We start from the raw sequence: 18,213 nt of genomic DNA on the forward strand, positions 1-18,213 counted from the left end.
CGGTGGGCGGGGCGCGCCCACCGGCCGGGGCCCGCGGCGGCTACTGGTCGGAGGAGAAGCGGACCGCGCCGTCCGGGATGACCGCGCCGCACCAGATGCGTACGCCGTGCCGCAGTTCGTTGTCGGCGCCGATGTGCGCGCCGTCGCCGATGACCGAGCCGTGGACGACGGTGCGCTCCCCGATGACCGCGTCGGCGCCGATGAGCGAGTCCACGACGGTCGCGCCGGGACGGACGACGGCGCCCGCCAGGACCGTGCTGCCATCGACGACCGCCCCCGCGCCGATGACCGCGCCCGCGGAGACGGCGGTGCCGCCGGTGAGCTTGGCGTCGTCGGCGACCCGGGCGCCCTCCAGGACGAGGCGTTCGCCGCAGCGGCCGGGGACGGCCGGGGAGGGCGCGTGGCCGAGTACGAGGTCGGCGGAGCCGCGGACGAAGGCGTGCGGGGTGCCGAGGTCGAGCCAGTAGGTGGAGTCGACCATGCCCTGCAGATGGGCGCCGTCGGCCAGCAGGCCGGGGAAGGTCTCGCGCTCGACGGAGACCGCACGACCGGTGGGGATGGCGTCGATGACGGAGCGGTCGAAGACGTAGGCGCCGGCGTTGATCTGGTCGGTGACGATCTCCTCGGGCGTCTCCGGCTTCTCCAGGAACGCGGTGACGCGGCCGGCGGCGTCGGTCGGCACGAGCCCGAAGGCGCGCGGGTCCTCGACGCGGGTCAGGTGGAGGGAGACGTCCGCGCCCGAGTCGCGGTGGGTGGCGACGAGGCCGGCGATGTCGAGACCGGTGAGGATGTCCCCGTTGAACACCAGGACCGGGTCGCCGGGGGCGCAGTCCAGGCGGTCGGCGGCGTTGCGGATGGCGCCGCCGGTGCCGAGCGGCTCGTCCTCGGTGACGTAATCCAGGCGCAGCCCGAGGGCGGACCCGTCGCCGAAGTGCGGCTCGAAGACCTCGGCGAGGTAGGAAGTCGCCAGGACGATGTGCTCGACGCCCGCCGCGCGTGCCCGGGCCAGTTGGTGGGTGAGGAACGGGACGCCGGCCGCGGGGACCATCGGCTTGGGGGTGTGCACCGTCAGGGGGCGCAGTCTGGTGCCCTTGCCGCCGACCAAGAGGATCGCTTCAGTCACCTGTGTTTGTCTCCGCTTCCTGGCGGGCCGAACGAATGAGCGGCCAATCCTATGCAGGGTGCGATCAGCGGCCCTGAAGCCGCGCCGCGGTGCGGCGGATGATGCCGAGATCGTGGTACAACTCCGTCCCTGGGCACTGTGTGTTGAATCCGTCCCGGTGGCCCGAGATGACATTCATGCGAACGCGTGTGCCTTTCGGGTACTTGTTGCTCCCTCCGGACACCAGATGTGTCATGCCCTCCGGGTTCCGGCCGTAAATTCCGAGTTTCCACGCGGCGAGCCGGGCGACGGCCGACAGGGCGTCGCGGCTGGGCTTGTCCTGGGAGTAGTCGCCGAGCACGGCGATGCCCATGGTGTGCTCGTTGAAGCCGAGGGTGTGCGCGCCGAAGACGGCCTTGGAGACGCCGCCGCTGCGGCCCTCGTAGATGTTTCCGCACTTGTCGACGAGGAAGTTGTAGCCGATGTCGCGCCAGCCGCTGCTCTTGACGTGGTAGCGGTAGATACCGCGGATGACCGAGGGGGAGTCGGAGCACTCGTAGTCGTTGCCGGTGGCGGTGTGGTGGACGAAGATCGCGCTGATGGCGTCGGTGAACTCCGACTCCTCGTCGCGCAGTCGCTCGTCGGCACCCCAGCCGAACCGGGTGATGATGCGGGGGCGCGCGCCGGTGAAGCGCTGCCCGGTGAGGGCCTCGGTCTGGGACCGGCTGAGCGCGGGGACGAAGGGGGACTCGACCGGGGTGCCCGAGGTGTCGCTCGGATCCGCGGCGGTGTCGGTCGTGGTGCCGTCCTGCTGCTGGCGGCCGCCGAGCGGGTAGCCCCCCTCGCTGGGGCCGACGCCGTCGAAGGGGTCTCCGCTGTCGGGGGGGCCGACGGCGGCGAAGGGGTCCCCGGGAACGGAACCGGCACCGGTGGGGTCGGGGTCCAGCGCGGCGTCGGGGTCGAGGAGGCTGCCGCCCGGGTCGTCACCGAGTCCGTCGCCGGGCCCGTCACCCGGTTCGTCCCCGGGGTCGACCATCTCCAGCCGCAGCCCCTTGGGCAGACCGGGCCGCACGCCGCGCCTGCCGGTGGGTGACTCGGGGACGACCCGCACCTCGACCCCGTCGGAACGGCCGACCCACAGCGGGGCGGTGGCGCCGCGCGCCGCGGAGGCCGAGCCCTCGGACGAGCCGGCGTCGGGAGCGTCGTCGTTGTGCGCCTCGACGGTGCGCCAGCCGGACCAGGTGCCGGTGCCGACGGCGCGGGTCCGGACCTGGACGGTGCCCCGCAGGTCGGTGCCGACGTCGTCCCAGGTGATGCCGATCAGGGAGAAGGGCCGCACGGCGCGGGCGGGCAGCCCCTGGGAGAGCGGGGCGCCGATGGCACGGCCGGAGGTGGCGAGCGGGGCCAGCGGCAGGGTGTGGGTGGCACCGGGGGGCGTCTCGGGGGCGGCCGCCCGCGCCGGCGCGTGGATGGTGGCGGTGGCGCCGGAGGGGAAGGCGAGCGGCAGGGCGAGGGCAGCCATGCACGCCGCGGGGAGCGAGGTCGCAAGAAGTGCACGCATGGGAAGAACAGTTACATAAGGGCACAGAACCCGCAGCCGGGATCTGACGAACTGTCCCTTTCTGCCGGTGCATCAGCGGCACGCGCGCCGCCGCCGCCTGACGTAGCCTGGCCGTGTGACATCGACTGCCCGTACACCCGCCGACCTGCTGCGTTCCGCGCTCGCGGTGGACCCCGCCCGGCCCCTGGTCACCTTCTACGACGACGCCACAGGCGAACGCGTCGAACTGTCGGTGGCCACCTTCGGCAACTGGGTGGCCAAGACCGCCAACCTCATCCAGGACGAACTGGGCGCCCAGCCGGGTGACCGCGCGGCACTGCTGCTGCCGGCTCACTGGCAGACCGCGGTATGGGTGCTCGCCTGCTTCTCCACCGGCGTGGTCGTGGTGCCCGGTGGCGACCCGGGCGGCGCCGACCTCGTGGTCTCCGGCCCGGACACCCTGGAGGAGGCCCGCGCCTGCTCCGGCGAACGGGTCGCGCTGGCGCTGCGTCCGCTGGGCGGCCGCTTCCCGCAGCCTCCGCAGGGTTTCCTCGACTACGCGGTCGAGGTGCCCTCACAGGGCGACCGCTTCGCCCCGTACGCGCCGGTGGACGCGAACACGGCCGCGCTGGAGCTGCCGGGCGGGGAGGAGCTGACCGGCGCGCAGGTGGTCGAGCGGGCCCGTGCGTCCGCCGCGGCCCTGGGGCTGACGGCCGGGGCGCGACTGCTGTCGGGGCGGTCGTACGACGACTGGGACGGGCTGGCCGCCGGGCTGCTGGCGCCTCTGGCGGCGGACGCCTCCGTGGTGCTCTGCCGCAACCTGGACCGGTTGCCCCCCGCCGACCTGGACAAACGCCGGGAGAGCGAGCGGGTGACCCACACGGCGTAGCCATGGGCACGGCCCCCCCCGTCCAGCGACGCCTCGGACGGAACTGAACAACTCCGCACAACCGACGACGGGTTTGGACGGTCTCTATAGGTGACCTGATCATCAGCAGCACCTGTAAGGACGGGCCCGGACGTGACCACGCCAGCCGATTCACCGGAAGCCGAGGGCGCCCCTCCCGCCGCCGCACCGAGGAAGCGCCGCCGCACCTGGGTGCGCGTCCTCGCCGTCGCCGTCTCCCTGGTGCTGCTGGCGGGGGCAGGGGTCTCCTGGTACCTGTACAAGCAGCTCGACGGGAACATCCACACGGACACGGACACCGCCCACGAGCTGATGCGGGTGAAGTCCGAGCGGCCCAAGGTACTGCCCGAGGCGACCACCGCCGAGAACATCCTGCTCCTGGGCTCGGACAACCGCGGCAACGGCAACGGCAAGTACGGCCAGGACACCGGCACCCAGCGCTCGGACACCGCGATACTGCTGCACCTGGCGGCCGACCGGAAGAGCGCGACGGCGATGAGCCTGCCGCGCGACCTCATGGTCGGCATCCCCGCGTGCCGGCGTTCCGACGGCAGCATGTCCAGCCCCCAGTTCGCCCAGTTCAACTGGGCGTTCGAGTTCGGCGGCGCCGCCTGCACGATCCGCACGGTGGAGAAGCTGACCGGCATCCGCGTCGACCACCACCTCGTGGTGGACTTCAACGGCTTCAAGAAGATGGTCGACGCGGTAGGCGGTGTCGAGGTCTGCGTCCCGCACCCCGTGCACGACCAGGACGCGCACCTGGACCTGGACGCCGGCCGCCAGGTGCTGCGCGGCGAGCAGGCCCTCGGCTATGTCCGGGCCCGCAAGGGCATCGGCGACGGCAGCGACACCCAGCGCATGGACCGTCAGCAGCAGTTCCTGGCCTCCCTGGTCCAGAAGGTCGACACCACGGGCGTGTTGCTCAACCCCGCCAAGCTCTACCCGCTGCTGGACGCCGCGACCTCCTCGCTCACCGCGGACGAGGGTCTGGACTCGCTGGCCGAGCTGTACGAACTGGCGCAGAGCCTGCGCAAGACGCCCACGGACCAGGTGCGTTTCCTCACCGTGCCACGACGTCCGTACACCGCTGACCCCAACCGCGACGAACTGGTGCAGCCCGCCGCGGGCGAACTGTTCACGACCCTGCGCGAGGACGGGCAGGTGACCGTCGACGGGGACGAGGGCACCGCCACCGGTACCGTCCACCCGGCGAAGGGCGGAACCTCCACCGCCTCTCCGGCATCTCCTACGCCGTCGGGTTCGGCGAGCGCCTCCCCCTCGTACCGCGGCACCACCGCAGACCGCGATGTGTGCGGCAGCGGGGATTGAACAGTTTGTCCAGGTGTAGGAGAGCGGAATTTGTCACCGGCGGGCGTAGACGCTGAACTGTGGGGTTAGTGTGAGCGATCCGGCCTGTTGCAGCGGCCGAGACGGAGGACTCGATCGACCGTGGACACGCAAGGCCGTAGGCAGCAGGTCGACCCGGCGGATCAGTGGGTTTTCGATCCCGAGACGGGCAGCTACCAGTTGCGGCTCGATCCCCCGCAGCAGCCTGAGCGCGGCGTCCCGGCGCAGGGGGCGGGCCGGCGGGCACAGCGCGTCCTGCCGCAGGGCGGCAGCCGCGCTCGGCAGGGCCGTTCCGGCGCCGCGGGCGAGGGCCGCGACACGACGGGCGGCCGCTCCGACGGTGACGGCCGGGCCGCGGGCGCGGGCAGGGCGGTGGGCAACGGCCGGGCGGCGGGCGGCAGCCGGGCCGCCGGCGGCACCAGGAGCGAGGGCGGCGGCCGGGCGGCCGCGCGCACCAGCCGGCGCCGCCCCAGGCCCCGGAAGTCGGCCAAGAAGCGGGCCCTGATCTGGACCGCCGGCACGCTCGGTGTCATCGTCATCGCGGCGTGCGTGGGCGTCTACGCGCTGTACCAGCAGCTCAACGGCAACATCAACGCGATCGACCCGGGCATCGGCTCCAAGAACGCCACGTCCACCGGGCCGGTCAACATCCTCGTCATCGGCACCGACAGCCGGCAGGGCCTGAAGGGCAAGTACGGCGACGCGGCCAACGTCGGCCACGCCGACACCACAATCCTCTTCCACGTCTCCAAGGACCGCTCCAACGCGACGGCGCTGAGCATCCCCCGCGACATCATCACCGACATCCCGGACTGCCCGACGAAGCAGCGCGACGGCTCCACGAAGATCATCCCGGGTGAGCGCGGCGTCCGCTTCAACACCAGTCTGGGCCAGTACGGCCGGGACCCGGGCTGCACGATGCGCACCGTCAAGGCGCTGACCGGTGTCACCCCGGACCACTTCATGATGGCCAACTTCGACGCGGTGAAGGACCTGTCGACGGCGGTCGGCGGCGTCGAGGTGTGCCTGGCCAAGGACATCGACGACCCGGGCTCGCACCTCAAGCTGGCCAAGGGACGGCACACCGTCGCGGGTGAGCAGGCGCTGGCCTTCGTCCGCACCCGGCACAGCGTCGGCTTTGGCGGCGACCTGAGCCGCATCGAACTGCAGCAGCAGTTCCTCAGCTCGATGGTGCGCAAGATGAAGTCGGGCGACACGCTGACCAGTCCGACCAAGCTGCTCAAGCTGGCGAACACGGCGACGAAGGCGCTCACCGTCGACACCGGCATCGGCAGCGTGACCAAACTGAGCGAGCTCGCCAAGGACCTGAGCCGGGTCAACACCAAGAACATCACCTTCGCGACGGTGCCGGTGATAGACAACCCCGCCGAGAAGGTGCACACCACGGTGGTGCTGGACGAGACCAAGGCGCCGCAGCTGTTCACGATGGTGAAGAACGACATCTCGCTCACCGAGGTGAAGAAGAAGCAGAAGGCGTCGGAGGCGGCCAAGCTCAAGGGCCCCAAGGCCGACCCGATCGACGTCCGGGTCGAGGTGCTGAACGGCAGCGGGATCTTCGGAGCCGCCCAGGACACCGTCAACTGGCTGCAGAACGACGAGGGTGTCAGCCGCTCCACCAACGGCGGCAACGCGCCTGCCGAGGTGAGGAAGACGACGCTGGAGTACGCGCCCAACCAGGCCGACCAGGCACGGCGGCTGGCCCAGATGATGGGGCTGCCGGCCTCCGCGCTCAAGCAGGGCACCGAGGACGCCGCGCCGCGCGCCAACATGACGCTCACCCTCGGCAAGGACTTCACGCAGGCGGGTACGCCGATCGCCGCACCGACGAAGGCGCCCGAGGGCATCCAGAAGGTCGAGGCGGACGACAAGAGCGTGTGCGCCAAGTAGCCGCCCGCCAAGGGCACCGAGGCCGACAGGGGTATCAGGGGTGGGGACCGGATTATGACGGACAGTCGTGTGCGCGATCTCGGCTGGGACGACAGCCTCTACGACGACCACCCGCGGAACGGGGCGGCGCAGCGGGGCAAGGACGCGCCGCGGGGCCCGCACACGGACCCGGGGCACGGCGGCGACGGGCAGCCGGACGGACGAACGCCGCCACATCGGCGGCGCAGACGCCGGGTCGTCCGATGGATCGCGGTCACCCTCGCGCTGCTGACACTCGGGACGGCGGGGGCCGCCTACGCGTACTACGAGCACCTCAGCCACAACATCCGCAAGGGAAAGCGGAACAGCGGTGACAGCGACGTGGCGAAGGCGCCGACGAACGCGCTGAACATCCTGCTGCTGGGCGCCGACGGCCGTAACTCCGCGGAGAACCTCAAGCTCGGCGGCGCCAAGTACACCAAAGGCGAGGCACCCCGGGCAGACGTGATCATGCTGCTGCACGTCTCCGCCGACCGCAGCAACATGTCCGTGGTGAGCATCCCGCGCGACACCCGGGTGCCGATCCCGCAGTGCACCGATCCGGAGACGGGCAAGACGTTCGCCGCCACCACGCACGCGATCATCAACGAGAGCCTGGCGCGCGGCGGTCCCGGCTGCACGCTCGCCACCGTGCAGAACCTCACCAAGGTCTACATCGACCACTGGATGGTGATCGACTTCGCGGGTGTGGTGAAGATGGCCGACGCGGTCGGCGGCGTCGAGGTCTGCGTGAAGCAGCCCGTGTGGGACCACCCGACCCCGCAGCAGCCGGGCGGCTCCGGGCTGAAGCTGGAGGCCGGCAGCCAGAGGATAACCGGGAAGACGGCGCTGCAGTGGCTGCGCACCCGGCACGCCTTCGAGAGCGACCTCGGGCGCGCCAAGGCGCAGCACATGTACATGAACTCGATGGTGCGCGAACTGCGCTCGCAGAACGTCTTCACCGACGGCGGGCGGCTGCGCGACCTCGCCGAGGCCGCCACCAAGGCGCTGCAGGTGTCGGAGGAGATCGGCACCCCGAAGAAGCTCTTCGACCTCGGCATGCAGCTCAAGAGCGTCCCGTCGAACCGGATCACGACGCTGACCATGCCGCCGGTCACCGACACCGAGAACGACCAGCACTACATGCCGGACCCGGTGGCCGCCCCCAAGGTGTGGTCACGGCTCGTCCACGACGTCCCCTTCGACGACAAGGGGAAGAAGAAGGCGAAGAAGCCCGCGCAGACGGGGCCTGCGGCCCGGCCCGCGGCGGACATCCCGGTCGCGGTCGTCAACGGCACCGCGGGCGACGTCACCGGCACTCCCGTGAACGGCAGGGCGAACGCCCTGGCCGGAGTGCTGAAGCAGGCCGGCTTCGGGCAGGCGGCGGCGGTCGCCGCGCCGCAGCCGTCGACGGCCACCGTGATCGACTACCCGGCCGCCGAGGGCGCACAGGGCCGCTCGGACGCGCTCGCCGTGGCGAAGGTGTTCAAGCTCCCCGGCAGTGTTGTGAAGGAATCCTCACATGTCGCCTCCGTCACACTCGTCGTGGGCGCGGACTGGCGGGACGGGACGGTCTTCCACGGTGCCGCCGACGACGACGGAGCGCTGCCCACGAGCGCCGGGGCCCTGAACGGAGCGAATGATTCAGCCTGCATGGACGTGTACAGGCCATATCGCTGGGATCCCGGTTTGGGGTAATGCGCACGATCGCTTTGCACAGGCGATAGGGATCGAATGCCTTGGCTCTGTCGCGGTTTATGTATCGTGACCTCCAACCATCCGCGAGCAGGGCTGTTCCGGTTCCACAGGACCTTGACAGTCGCACAGCTGAGATCACCCACGATCCGCGCGCTGCAGCGCAACCGGTGACCGTAGTGACCAGCGCGTCATGGGAGGGCCCACATGCGCCACGGCAGCATCCCCGGAGGGCGGAACGCCCCCTACGATCCCCACGAGCCCGGATGGGACGACTCTCCGTACGGGAACGGTCACGGACAGCCGTACGTCCCGCAGCAACCCGCACCCCACCCGACGGTCCCCCGGCAGCCGCAGCGCGGCGGCTACCCGCCCCAGGACCCGCAGTGGGGCGGCTACCGGCCGCAGGAGCCGTACGCGCCCTACCAGCCGGCGGGCCACGACGCCACGGGCTACGACACCGGCGGCCACGGCGACGACGGCCACAGGGCGGACTACGGCGATTACGGCGACCACAAGGACGACGCGGGGTCGAGCGGCACCCTGACCGCGACGCGGGGCGACGGTGGCGACGACGCCCACGACGGCAGCGGCCGCCGCGGCAACCGCCGTCGCAAGAAGGGCAAGAGACGCGCCCTGCGCTGGGTGGCGATCGTCACGTCGGTGGCGATACTCGGCACGGCCGGCGCCGCCTACGCGTACTACCAGCACCTCAACGCGAACATCAAGAAGGACGCGCTGAACCTCGGCGACAGCAAGGCCACCAAGAGCAAGGCGAACGCGGCGGGCCAGACCCCGCTGAACATCCTCCTCCTCGGCTCCGACAGCCGGGCCTCCAAGGAGAACCAGAAGCTCGGCGGCGCCAAGGGCGACGCGGACCGCAAGCCGCTCGCCGACGTCCAGATGCTGCTGCACGTCTCCGCGGACCGCAGCAACATGACCGTGGTCAGCATCCCGCGCGACACCCGGGTCACCATCCCCAAGTGCACCGACCCGGACGACGGACACGTCTACCCCGAGTCCACGACGGACACGATCAACACGAGCCTCCAGCACGGCGGTCCCGGCTGCACCGTGGCCACCTGGGAGAAGCTGACCGACATATCCATCGACCACTTCATGATGATCGACTTCGCCGGCGTGGTCTCCATGGCCGACGCGGTCGGTGGCGTCCCGGTATGCGTCAAGGACAACGTCTACGACAGCAAGTCCGGGCTGAAGCTCACCAAGGGCGACCACGTCATCAAGGGCAAGCAGGCCCTGCAGTGGCTGCGCACCCGGCACGGCTTCGAGGACGGCAGCGACATCGGCCGTACGCACGCCCAGCACATGTACATGAACGCGATGGTGCGCCAGCTGAAGTCGGGCACGAAGCTCACCGACCCCGGCGCGCTGACCGGTCTGGCGGAGGCCGCCACCAAGGCGCTGACCGTCGACACCGGCCTCGGTACGGTCAAGAAGCTCTACGACCTGGGCAACGACCTCAAGCGCGTACCCACCGACCGCATCACCATGACGACGATGCCCTGGGGCGCCGACCCGCAGAACCCGGTCGCGCACGTCGTGCCGACCTCGGCGGCGTCCAAGCTGTTCACGCTGCTCCGCAACGACCAGGCCGTGGACGGCAAGGCCTCCAAGAAGGAGAAGGCCGACAAGTCCACCACCACCACCGCGAAGGCCTCGCCCGAGGGCGAGATCGCGGTGACGGTCCAGAACGGCACCGGCAGCGCCTCGACGCCCGCGGTCCCCCGCCGGGCGAGCACGGTCACGCAGAAGCTGAAGGCGCTGGGCTTCACCCAGGCCGAGTCCGACTCCACGCCGCAGTCGCAGTCCGGCAGCACGATCACCTACCCGGGCGACGACGACAAGGCGAACGCCCTGGCCGTCGCGAAGGCGCTGAAGCTGCCCGCCGGCGTGGTGAAGAAGTCCTCCTCCGCCGAGGGCATCACGCTGGTGATCGGAGCCGACTGGACGACCGGGACGACCTACCCGGCGGCGACCGACACCAAGGAGGTACTGGACAGCGCGAGCGCGCTGAACGCCTCTGACGACTCGGCCTGCATGAAGGTGAACCGCTACAACCGCTGGTAGAGGTCCATCCCGCGCGTCACGCGTCCGCCGCCGCCCGCACCGCCGGGCGGCGGCTGGCGATCACCCGCCGGGCGAGCGAGCGCGGGCTGGTCAGGAACCCGAAGCCCCACGACATGTGCATCGTGGCGAGCGCCACCGGGATCCGCAGCCGCGCGCCGGCGGACAGGCCCTTGCCGGCCGGGAGCGAGCCCAGTGCGATGGCCGCGAGGTAGCCGCCGGGGACGACGAAACCGAGCGGGGTGACCGCGGCGCCCACCACCGCACCCGCCGCGATGGCCACGACGGCGGCCGGGGCGGCCAGGTAGCGCAGGTTGACCGAGCCCTGGTGGTACCGGGTGACGACGCGGCGCCAGCGCCCGTAGTCCTTGTACTGCTTGGCCAGCGCCCGCACGCTGGGCCGCGGGCGGTAGGAGACGCGCAGCTCGGGCGAGAACCAGATCAGGCCGCCGGCCTCGCGGATGCGGTAGTTCAGCTCCCAGTCCTGGGCGCGGATGAACTCCTCGTTGTAGCCGCCCTGCTGCTCCAGCACCTCACGGCGGAAGACCCCGAGGTAGACGGTGTCGGCGGGGGCGGCGGCGCCGCCGGTGTGGAAGGCCGCGTTGCCGACGCCGATCTTCGAGGTCATGGCGGCGGCGACGGCGCGCTCCCAGTCGTTCTCGCCCTCGGCGTGCATGATGCCGCCGACGTTGGCGGCGCCGGTCTCCTCCAGCAGCCGCACCGCGGTCTTGATGTAGTCGGGCGAGAGCATGCCGTGGCCGTCGACCCGCACCACGACCGGGTGCCGGGAGGCCTTGATGGCGGCGTTCAGGGCGGCGGGGGTACGGCCGGTGGGATTGGGCACCGTGTGGACCCGGGGGTCCTCGCGCACCAGCTCCGCCGCGATCTCGTCCGTGCGGTCCGTGGAGGGGCCGAGGGCGATGACGACCTCGAGCTCGCCCGCGTAGTCCTGCTCGAGGATGTGGCGGACGGAGTTGCGCAGGTGCCGCTCCTCGTCGAGCACCGGCATGATCACGGAGACGGCGGGCAGCACGTGGGGGGTCGCAGCGTTCACAGCCGCACACGTTACCGCGAACGGATGATACGAGCGCGTGCGGCCGGGCGGGGCTCATCCCGTACGACGGTATGACTCCTTAGCGTGACTCCATGACCGTCGCTCGTCGCCGTCAGCAACCCGTCGCAGCCGCCCGCCGGGTCCGGAAGCGGCCGCAGATGCGCCGTGGGATGCGCCGTGGGATGCGCGTCCTCGGCGCCGTCTCGCTGGGCATCCTGACCACCAGCGGGATCGGGCACGCCGTCCTGGGGCACATGGACGACCGCCTGGAGCGGGTGGACGCCTTCGCCGGGATGAAGAACCGGCCCACCTCCACCAAGGGCACCAACTTCCTGCTGGTCGGCACGGACGTGCGCCGCGGGCTCACCGCGGCACAGCGCACCGGGCTGCGCCTGGGCGGGGAACCGTGCGACTGCACCGACACGATGATGCTGGCGCACCTGTCGAGGGACGGCCGGCGGGTCAGCGTCGTCGCCCTGCCGCGGGACTCGTACGCGGAGCTGCCCCGCCCCGGCAAGCTGAAGTGGGCCTGGGGGGTGGGCGGCCCCGCGCTCGCCGTCAGCACGGTGGAGAAGATGACCGGGCTCAAGGTCGACCACTACGCCGAGTTCGATTTCGGCTCCTTCATGAAGACCGTCGACAAGATCGGCGGCGTCGACCTCTGCTTCGCCCGCCCGCTGCGGGACGCCGTGACCGGTCTCGAGCTGCCCGCCGGCACGGTCCGCGCGGACGGCGCCACGGCGCTGCGCTACGTGCGCTCCGGCCACCAGCCCGGCGGCCCTGACCTCCCGCGGATGCAGAACCAGCAGCTGTTCCTGTCCGCCCTGGTCCGCCGGGTCACCGACATCGGGCTGCTGCAGAACCCCGTCAAGCTCGACCAGGTGGCCCGGGCGGCGCTGGGCTCGGTGCGCGCGGACCGGCAGACCAAGCCGGACGACCTGATCGCGCTCGCCACCGGACTGCGGGGCGGCTTCGGGGCCCGCTCGACGGAGTTCGCCACGGTGCCGGTGGACGCCACGCCGTTCCGGGTGCAGGGGGTGGGGACGACCCTGCGCTGGGACGTCAAGGGCGCGAAGCGGCTCTTCGACGCGCTCCGCGAGGACCGCCCGCTCACCGGCCCCGACGGCGGGCCCCCGGTCACGCCCAGCCCCTCGGCGCCCGAGCCGGAACAGGTCGACGTGCCGCCCAAGTCGATCCGCGTCCAGGTCAACAACGGGACGACGGTCAACGGGCTGGGGGCGCGGGTGGACAAGGAACTGCGCCGCCTGGGCTTCCGCACCACCGGTACACCCGGCAACACCGTCCGGCACGACGCGGAGTACACGGTCATCCACTACGACCCGGGCTGGGACCGCTCCGCCAAGGCCCTGGGGACGGCCCTGCCGTACGCGGAGCTGCGCCCGGTGTCCGGGCTGGGGCCGACGCTGCGGATCACCGTGGGGGCGGACTACGACGGCGTGACCCCGGTGCGGGCCGGCGAGCCGGACCCGCCCGCGCCCCCGCCGGTGGAGCTCCCGCCGATGCGTGGGGACCGCATCCTGTGCGGCTGAGGGCCGGGCCGGCCGGCGCCGTCAGTCGTCGAAGCCCTCGGCGGCGCGCTTCTCGCGCAGCTCCATGATCGCCCGGCGGCGGGCCAGCCGGTGCGTGCGGCGGATCTGGGCCTCCTGCAGACGGCGCCGGTCCCGTTCGGTCTCGGGCTCGATCCGGGGCACCGCGCGTGGCATGCCCTCGGCGTCCACGGCCACGAAGACCAGGTAGGCGCTGGCCACCTGGGTCGCCGGACCGGACTCGTTCCAGCGCTCGGCGAGCACGCGCACGCCGACCTCCATGGAGCTGCGCCCGGTCCAGTTGACCTGGGCCTGCACCTTGAGCAGGTCGCCGACCCGCACCGGTTCCAGGAAGGCCATCTCGTCCATGGCGCCGGTCACCGCGGGACCCTCGGAGTGCCGTCCGGCGACGGCCCCCGCCGCGTCGTCGACGAGCTTCATGACCACGCCGCCGTGCACGGTGCCCAGCAGGTTCGTGTCGTGGTGGGTCATGATGTGCGCCAGCGTGATCCGCGAGGCGGACGTGGGCTTGGACGGGACAGGGTGCGGGGGTGGCTCCTCGAACATGGCTCCACCCTAAGCACCGCCGTGCCGTGCTCCCCGCCGGGCACACCTTGCCCCCCGGGTGGGCCGGGCGGATGCTGGAAGGGGGACCGACGTCCCGATGCCCAAGAGGTGATCCGCCATGGAGAAGACGTGGACGATCAAGCTGTCCCTGGAGGAGGACGGCAACCGCACGGCCTGCACCGCCTCGCTCACCGGGGACGGCGCCCCGGGCGTGGTGGGTCATGGTTATTCGCGGCGCAATCCGCACGACGAGCCGGACATGCGCATCGGGGAGGACGTGGCGGCCTCCCGGGCCTGCTCCAACCTGGCGCACGAACTGCTGGAACAGGCCGCCGGAATGATCGAGACGCACACCAACACCCCAACGCATCTCACCGGCTGAGAGCGCGTGGGCACAATGGGTCACGGCATGGCAGCGGTCCTGTGACCTTTGCATCAGCTCTGCTTCAGAAGCGCCACGGAGGCACCGCGGGGCAGGGCGGCAGGGCACACTGCCGTACATGAACGCATGGCCCGACGGTTGGTCCGACAACAGGAACCAGCGGCAGCAGCAGGTCTCCGAGCCGCCGCTGCCGCCCGAGCTGTCCCCGCGCCGTGCGGCGGCGGCTCCCGGCAGCGTGCCGCGCCAGCAGGCGTACGGAAGCGGCGGTCCCGGTCACGGAGGGCCCGGCGGCGGCCACGACGGCTACGGCGGCGGCTCGTACGGCCCCCCGTCGACCGGCGGTCGCACCTCCCCGCCCGGCAGCCGCAAGCGGCGGGTCAAGGGCGTCCTGATCGGCCTGGTCGTCGTGGTCGCCGCCTGGTCGGCCGGCACGTACTTCTGGGCCGACGGCAAGGTGCGCCGCGAGGTGGACCTCGGCACGGTCATAGACCGCCCTGAGGCCGGCGAGGGGACCAACTACCTCATCGTCGGCTCCGACAGCCGTGAGGGCCTGTCCAGCGAGCAGAAGAAGCAGCTGCACACCGGCTCGGCCGACGGCAAGCGCACCGACTCGATGATGATCCTGCACATCGGGGACAACGGGAACTCGCTGATCTCGCTCCCCCGCGACTCCTACGTCACGATCCCCGAGTTCAAGGGCTCCGAGTCCGGCAAGACCTTCGCCTCGCGCGGCCAGAACAAGCTCAACGCGTCCTACTCCATAGACGGGCCGACGCTGCTGGTGCGCACGATCGAGTACAACACGGGCCTGCGCATCGACCACTACGCGGAGATCGGCTTCGCCGGCTTCGCGAGCCTGGTCGACGCGGTCGGGGGTGTCGAGCTGGACATCCCCCGCGACATCGACGACAAGAACTCGGGCCTGCACATCAAGAAGGGCAAGCAGACCCTGGGCGGCGACGAGGCCCTGGCCTTCGTCCGGCAGCGCTACCAGGAGGCCGAGGGAGACCTGGGCCGCACCAAGAACCAGCAGAAGTTCCTCGCCGCTCTCGCGAGCCAGACGGCCACGCCGAGCACGGTCCTGAACCCCTTCAAGCTCTATCCGACGATGGGCGCCGGCCTGGACACGCTGATCGTCGACAAGGACATGAGCCTGTGGGACCTGGCGTCGATGTTCTGGGCGATGAAGAGCGTCTCCGGCGGTGACGGCGTCTCGATGAACATGCCGACCGCGGGCTCCATCAGCACCAACGTCGGCAGCGCGCTCAAGTGGGACATGCCGAAGGTCAAGCAGCTCGTCTCGGAGCTGAAGAACGACGACAAGGTCACGGTCACGCCGGATTCCTGATCTCCTGCGACGGCCGAGGGGCCGGCCGGGCGCGCGCACCGCGCCCCGGCCGGCCCCTCCGGTCCTCCCGCCGGTGCCCGCGGGCCTTTACGGGGTGGAGGAGCCCAGGCGGTCGAGGGAGTGGTTCGCCACGTAGTCGGCCATGGTGTCGTTGCGCATGGCCTCCCACAGCTGATCGCTGCCGTTCTCGTCGAGCAGCACCACCGACTGGCCCTTGATCATGTCGAGACCGCCCACCGGGGCGTTCATGAAGACCATGTCGCCCGCGCGCACCCCGCGCATGCTCCACATCAGGTCGCGCAGGTCCCCGTCGGAGAGCCGGTCGTCGACGCTGACCACGCTGGTGACGCGGTCCAGCAGCTCCTTCGCCTTGATCGGGTTGCTCATGGAGTCCCTGGTCAGCGTCTTGGCGATCACCGCGCGCAGGAAGGCCTGCTGGCGGTGGGTGCGGTCCAGGTCGCCGCGCGGCAGGTTGTAGCGCTCACGGACGTACTTCAGGGCCTCCTCGCCGTTCATGTGCTTCCCGGCCAGGTCCACGCCGCCGATGTCGTCCGTGAGGGTCCTGAAGCCGCTCCAGTCGATGACGGCGAGATGGTCGACCTTCACGTCGGTGAGCCGCTGCACGGTGTCGATCAGCAGCGGCGGGCCGCCCCAGGAGAAGGCGGCGTTCAACTTGGCCTTGCCGTTCCCCGGGATCGAGACCCAGCTGTCGCGGGGCAGCGAGACCACATAGGCGTGCTTGTGGTCGGCCGGCAGGTGCACCAGCATCATCGTGTCGCTGCGCTGGGCGCCGCGCTTCCACTCCGGGGCCTCGGCGTCCCGGCCGGTGGTCGGCAGGTCGGAGCGGGCGTCCACGCCGACCAGGAGGAACGTTTCGCCGCCCTTGGCGGCCTGCGGCTGCTCACTCTCCGGCACGTTCGTCGGGAACACGTCGGGGATGCGGTCCACCTTGCCGGTGTAGTGGTCCACCGCCCACCACAACGTCCCGGCCACGCCCAGCACGCCCACGGCCAGCAGGGCCAGTGCGCCCAGCAGCACCCGCCTGGTGCGGCTGCGCCTGCCGCGGGCCGGCTCCGTGGCCTTTCCCGGTGCCGTTTCCCGCTCTGTTTCCGCGACCGCCGTCTTCTCGTGGCCGACCGGATCCGACGTCGTCACCATTCACCCCCACCGTGTGCACCCGCTCCCCACGCGTGCGTAGGGGGCATTGTGGCCCGTGGGACCGTGCCATGGCCATTCCTGGGGCTTGCTTCCGTGCCCGCGCCGGGAAAACACGTTCGCCGCCCAGGGCTATGCTCAACATCGCATTCGGCCACGACCTGGGAGGGACCCTCCGCATGGCGCTCAAGCTCACCGTGATCGGCACCGGCTATCTCGGCGCCACGCACGCCGCGGCGATGGCCGAGCTGGGCTTCGAGGTGCTGGGCCTGGACATCGACCCCGCCAAGATCGAGACCCTCTCGGCGGGCCGCGTGCCCATGTACGAGCCGGGCCTGGAGGAGCTGCTGAGCCGCCATGTCGCGGGCCTGCCGGGCTCCAGCGGGCGGCTGCGCTTCACCACCTCCTGGGAGGAGGTGGCCGCCTTCGGCGACGTCCACTTCGTCTGCGTCAACACGCCGCAGAAGCACGGCGAGTACGCCTGCGACATGAGCCACGTCGACAGCGCCTTCGAGTCGCTCGCCCCGCACCTGGAGCGGCCCACGCTGGTCGTCGGCAAGTCGACCGTGCCGGTCGGCAGCGCCGCCCGGCTGGCGGCCCGCCTGGCCGAGCTCGCCCCCGCCGGCGACCGGGCGGAGCTGGCATGGAACCCCGAGTTCCTGCGCGAGGGCTTCGCGGTCGAGGACACCCTGCACCCGGACCGGATCGTGGTCGGCGTCGCCTCCGAGCACGCCGAGAAGCTGCTGCGCGAGGTCTACGCGACCCCTGTCGGCGAGGGCACGCCCTTCGTCGTCGCGGACTTCCCGACCGCGGAACTGGTCAAGACGGCGGCCAACGCCTTCCTCGCCACCAAGATCTCCTTCATCAACGCCATGGCCGAGGTCAGTGAGGCGGCCGGCGGGGACGTGGTGAAGCTCGCCGAGGCCATCGGTCACGACGAGCGGATCGGCAAGAAGTTCCTGCGCGCCGGCATCGGCTTCGGCGGCGGCTGCCTGCCCAAGGACATCCGTGCCTTCATGGCCCGGGCCGGCGAGCTCGGCGCGGACCAGGCGCTGACGTTCCTGCGGGAGGTCGACTCCATCAACATGCGCCGCCGCGCCCACATGGTCGAGCTCGCCCGCGAGGCCTGCGGCGGCAGCGGCTTCCTCGGCAAGCGGATCGCGGTGCTCGGAGCGGCCTTCAAGCCGGACTCCGACGACGTGCGGGACTCCCCCGCGCTCAACGTCGCCGGGCAGATCCACCTCCAGGGCGGCCAGGTCACCGTGTACGACCCCAAGGCGATGGACAACGCCCGGCGGATCTTCCCGACGCTCGGGTACGCCGTGAGCGCGCTGGAGGCGGTTCGCGGGGCCGACGTGGTGCTGCACCTGACGGAGTGGCGGGAGTTCCGCGAGCTCGACCCGGTGGCGCTGGGGGCGGTGGCCGGGCAGCGGCACATCATCGACGGGCGGAACGCGCTGGAGCCGGCGGGGTGGCGTGAGGCGGGCTGGACGTTCCGCGCCATGGGCCGCCCGACCGCCTAGCCCACGCCTGGCCCGCCGGGGTGCCGGGGTGC

At 71.4% G+C, this 18,213-nt stretch carries 14 protein-coding genes; 9 read left to right on the top strand and 5 right to left on the bottom strand.

Features of this window, described 5'->3' with window-relative positions:
* Nucleotides 1-40 precede the first annotated feature (40 nt).
* The gene (locus ACRWNP_RS32330; protein WP_431967718.1) at nucleotides 41-1,123 is read right to left on the bottom strand and encodes a sugar phosphate nucleotidyltransferase; all 1,083 of its coding nucleotides are present in this window, start codon (nucleotides 1,121-1,123) and stop codon (nucleotides 41-43) included.
* Between the two features lie 64 nt (nucleotides 1,124-1,187).
* Nucleotides 1,188-2,663 carry a peptidoglycan recognition protein family protein gene (locus ACRWNP_RS32335; RefSeq protein WP_431967720.1) on the bottom strand — a complete coding sequence of 492 codons (1,476 nt, stop codon included), beginning with the start codon at nucleotides 2,661-2,663 and terminating at the stop codon, nucleotides 1,188-1,190.
* A 115-nt stretch (nucleotides 2,664-2,778) separates the two neighbouring features.
* Between ACRWNP_RS32335 and ACRWNP_RS32340 the strand changes: the two genes are divergently transcribed.
* The 5 genes from ACRWNP_RS32340 to ACRWNP_RS32360 all read left to right on the top strand — a co-directional run bounded on the left by ACRWNP_RS32340 (nucleotide 2,779) and on the right by ACRWNP_RS32360 (nucleotide 10,608).
* Entirely contained in the window at nucleotides 2,779-3,531 is a 753-nt protein-coding gene (locus ACRWNP_RS32340; RefSeq protein ID WP_431967722.1) for a TIGR03089 family protein, read from the top strand.
* Nucleotides 3,532-3,663: 132 nt separating this feature from the next.
* Nucleotides 3,664-4,878 (top strand): LCP family protein, encoded by a 1,215-nt coding sequence (locus ACRWNP_RS32345; RefSeq protein WP_431967724.1) that lies wholly within the window; start codon nucleotides 3,664-3,666, stop codon nucleotides 4,876-4,878.
* A 120-nt stretch (nucleotides 4,879-4,998) separates the two neighbouring features.
* On the top strand, nucleotides 4,999-6,804 hold the full coding sequence (locus tag ACRWNP_RS32350) for an LCP family protein (RefSeq protein ID WP_431967726.1): 1,806 nt from the start codon (nucleotides 4,999-5,001) through the stop codon (nucleotides 6,802-6,804).
* A gap of 54 nt (nucleotides 6,805-6,858) precedes the next feature.
* Nucleotides 6,859-8,520, top strand: a complete 1,662-nt coding sequence (locus ACRWNP_RS32355; RefSeq protein WP_431967728.1) for an LCP family protein — start codon at nucleotides 6,859-6,861, stop codon at nucleotides 8,518-8,520.
* 204 nt (nucleotides 8,521-8,724) lie between these two features.
* Entirely contained in the window at nucleotides 8,725-10,608 is a 1,884-nt protein-coding gene (locus ACRWNP_RS32360; RefSeq protein WP_431967730.1) for an LCP family protein, read from the top strand.
* A gap of 16 nt (nucleotides 10,609-10,624) precedes the next feature.
* Here ACRWNP_RS32360 and ACRWNP_RS32365 read toward each other — a convergent pair whose 3' ends face one another.
* Nucleotides 10,625-11,659 (bottom strand): glycosyltransferase family 2 protein, encoded by a 1,035-nt coding sequence (locus tag ACRWNP_RS32365; protein ID WP_431967732.1) that lies wholly within the window; start codon nucleotides 11,657-11,659, stop codon nucleotides 10,625-10,627.
* 182 nt (nucleotides 11,660-11,841) lie between these two features.
* Here ACRWNP_RS32365 and ACRWNP_RS32370 point away from each other — a divergent pair, with 182 nt between their 5' ends.
* Nucleotides 11,842-13,209 carry an LCP family protein gene (locus tag ACRWNP_RS32370; RefSeq protein ID WP_431967750.1) on the top strand — a complete coding sequence of 456 codons (1,368 nt, stop codon included), beginning with the start codon at nucleotides 11,842-11,844 and terminating at the stop codon, nucleotides 13,207-13,209.
* Nucleotides 13,210-13,230: 21 nt separating this feature from the next.
* Here ACRWNP_RS32370 and ACRWNP_RS32375 read toward each other — a convergent pair whose 3' ends face one another.
* A complete protein-coding gene (locus ACRWNP_RS32375; protein ID WP_431967734.1) occupies nucleotides 13,231-13,773 on the bottom strand; it encodes an acyl-CoA thioesterase in 543 nt (180 codons plus the stop codon).
* Nucleotides 13,774-13,891: 118 nt separating this feature from the next.
* Here ACRWNP_RS32375 and ACRWNP_RS32380 point away from each other — a divergent pair, with 118 nt between their 5' ends.
* Complete coding sequence (locus tag ACRWNP_RS32380) at nucleotides 13,892-14,155, top strand: DUF1876 domain-containing protein (protein WP_431967736.1); 264 nt, start codon at nucleotides 13,892-13,894, stop codon at nucleotides 14,153-14,155.
* Between the two features lie 118 nt (nucleotides 14,156-14,273).
* Nucleotides 14,274-15,503 carry an LCP family protein gene (locus ACRWNP_RS32385; RefSeq protein WP_431967738.1) on the top strand — a complete coding sequence of 410 codons (1,230 nt, stop codon included), beginning with the start codon at nucleotides 14,274-14,276 and terminating at the stop codon, nucleotides 15,501-15,503.
* A gap of 87 nt (nucleotides 15,504-15,590) precedes the next feature.
* On the opposite strand, the gene ACRWNP_RS32390 is transcribed toward ACRWNP_RS32385, so the two are convergent.
* Nucleotides 15,591-16,661: an LCP family protein gene (locus tag ACRWNP_RS32390; protein WP_431967740.1), complete on the bottom strand. Its 1,071-nt coding sequence runs from the start codon at nucleotides 16,659-16,661 to the stop codon at nucleotides 15,591-15,593.
* A 176-nt stretch (nucleotides 16,662-16,837) separates the two neighbouring features.
* On the opposite strand from ACRWNP_RS32390, the gene ACRWNP_RS32395 reads away from it, so the two are divergent.
* On the top strand, nucleotides 16,838-18,181 hold the full coding sequence (locus ACRWNP_RS32395; protein ID WP_431967742.1) for a UDP-glucose dehydrogenase family protein: 1,344 nt from the start codon (nucleotides 16,838-16,840) through the stop codon (nucleotides 18,179-18,181).
* The last annotated feature ends 32 nt before the right edge of the window (nucleotides 18,182-18,213 follow it).

The organism is Actinacidiphila sp. bgisy160 (genome assembly GCF_965342435.1).
Taxonomy (GTDB): domain Bacteria; phylum Actinomycetota; class Actinomycetes; order Streptomycetales; family Streptomycetaceae; genus Actinacidiphila.

What these genes read in the sequence shown, in the direction of transcription:
- ACRWNP_RS32355 (WP_431967728.1), top strand. Translation starts at nt 6,859, where the DNA reads ATGACGGACAGTCGTGTGCGCGATCTCGGCTGGGACGACAGCCTCTAC.
- ACRWNP_RS32375 (WP_431967734.1), bottom strand. Translation starts at nt 13,773, where the DNA reads ATGTTCGAGGAGCCACCCCCGCACCCTGTCCCGTCCAAGCCCACGTCC.
- ACRWNP_RS32360 (WP_431967730.1), top strand. Translation starts at nt 8,725, where the DNA reads ATGCGCCACGGCAGCATCCCCGGAGGGCGGAACGCCCCCTACGATCCC.
- ACRWNP_RS32380 (WP_431967736.1), top strand. Translation starts at nt 13,892, where the DNA reads ATGGAGAAGACGTGGACGATCAAGCTGTCCCTGGAGGAGGACGGCAAC.
- ACRWNP_RS32385 (WP_431967738.1), top strand. Translation starts at nt 14,274, where the DNA reads ATGAACGCATGGCCCGACGGTTGGTCCGACAACAGGAACCAGCGGCAG.
- ACRWNP_RS32390 (WP_431967740.1), bottom strand. Translation starts at nt 16,661, where the DNA reads ATGGTGACGACGTCGGATCCGGTCGGCCACGAGAAGACGGCGGTCGCG.
- ACRWNP_RS32370 (WP_431967750.1), top strand. Translation starts at nt 11,842, where the DNA reads ATGCGCGTCCTCGGCGCCGTCTCGCTGGGCATCCTGACCACCAGCGGG.
- ACRWNP_RS32335 (WP_431967720.1), bottom strand. Translation starts at nt 2,663, where the DNA reads ATGCGTGCACTTCTTGCGACCTCGCTCCCCGCGGCGTGCATGGCTGCC.
- ACRWNP_RS32395 (WP_431967742.1), top strand. Translation starts at nt 16,838, where the DNA reads ATGGCGCTCAAGCTCACCGTGATCGGCACCGGCTATCTCGGCGCCACG.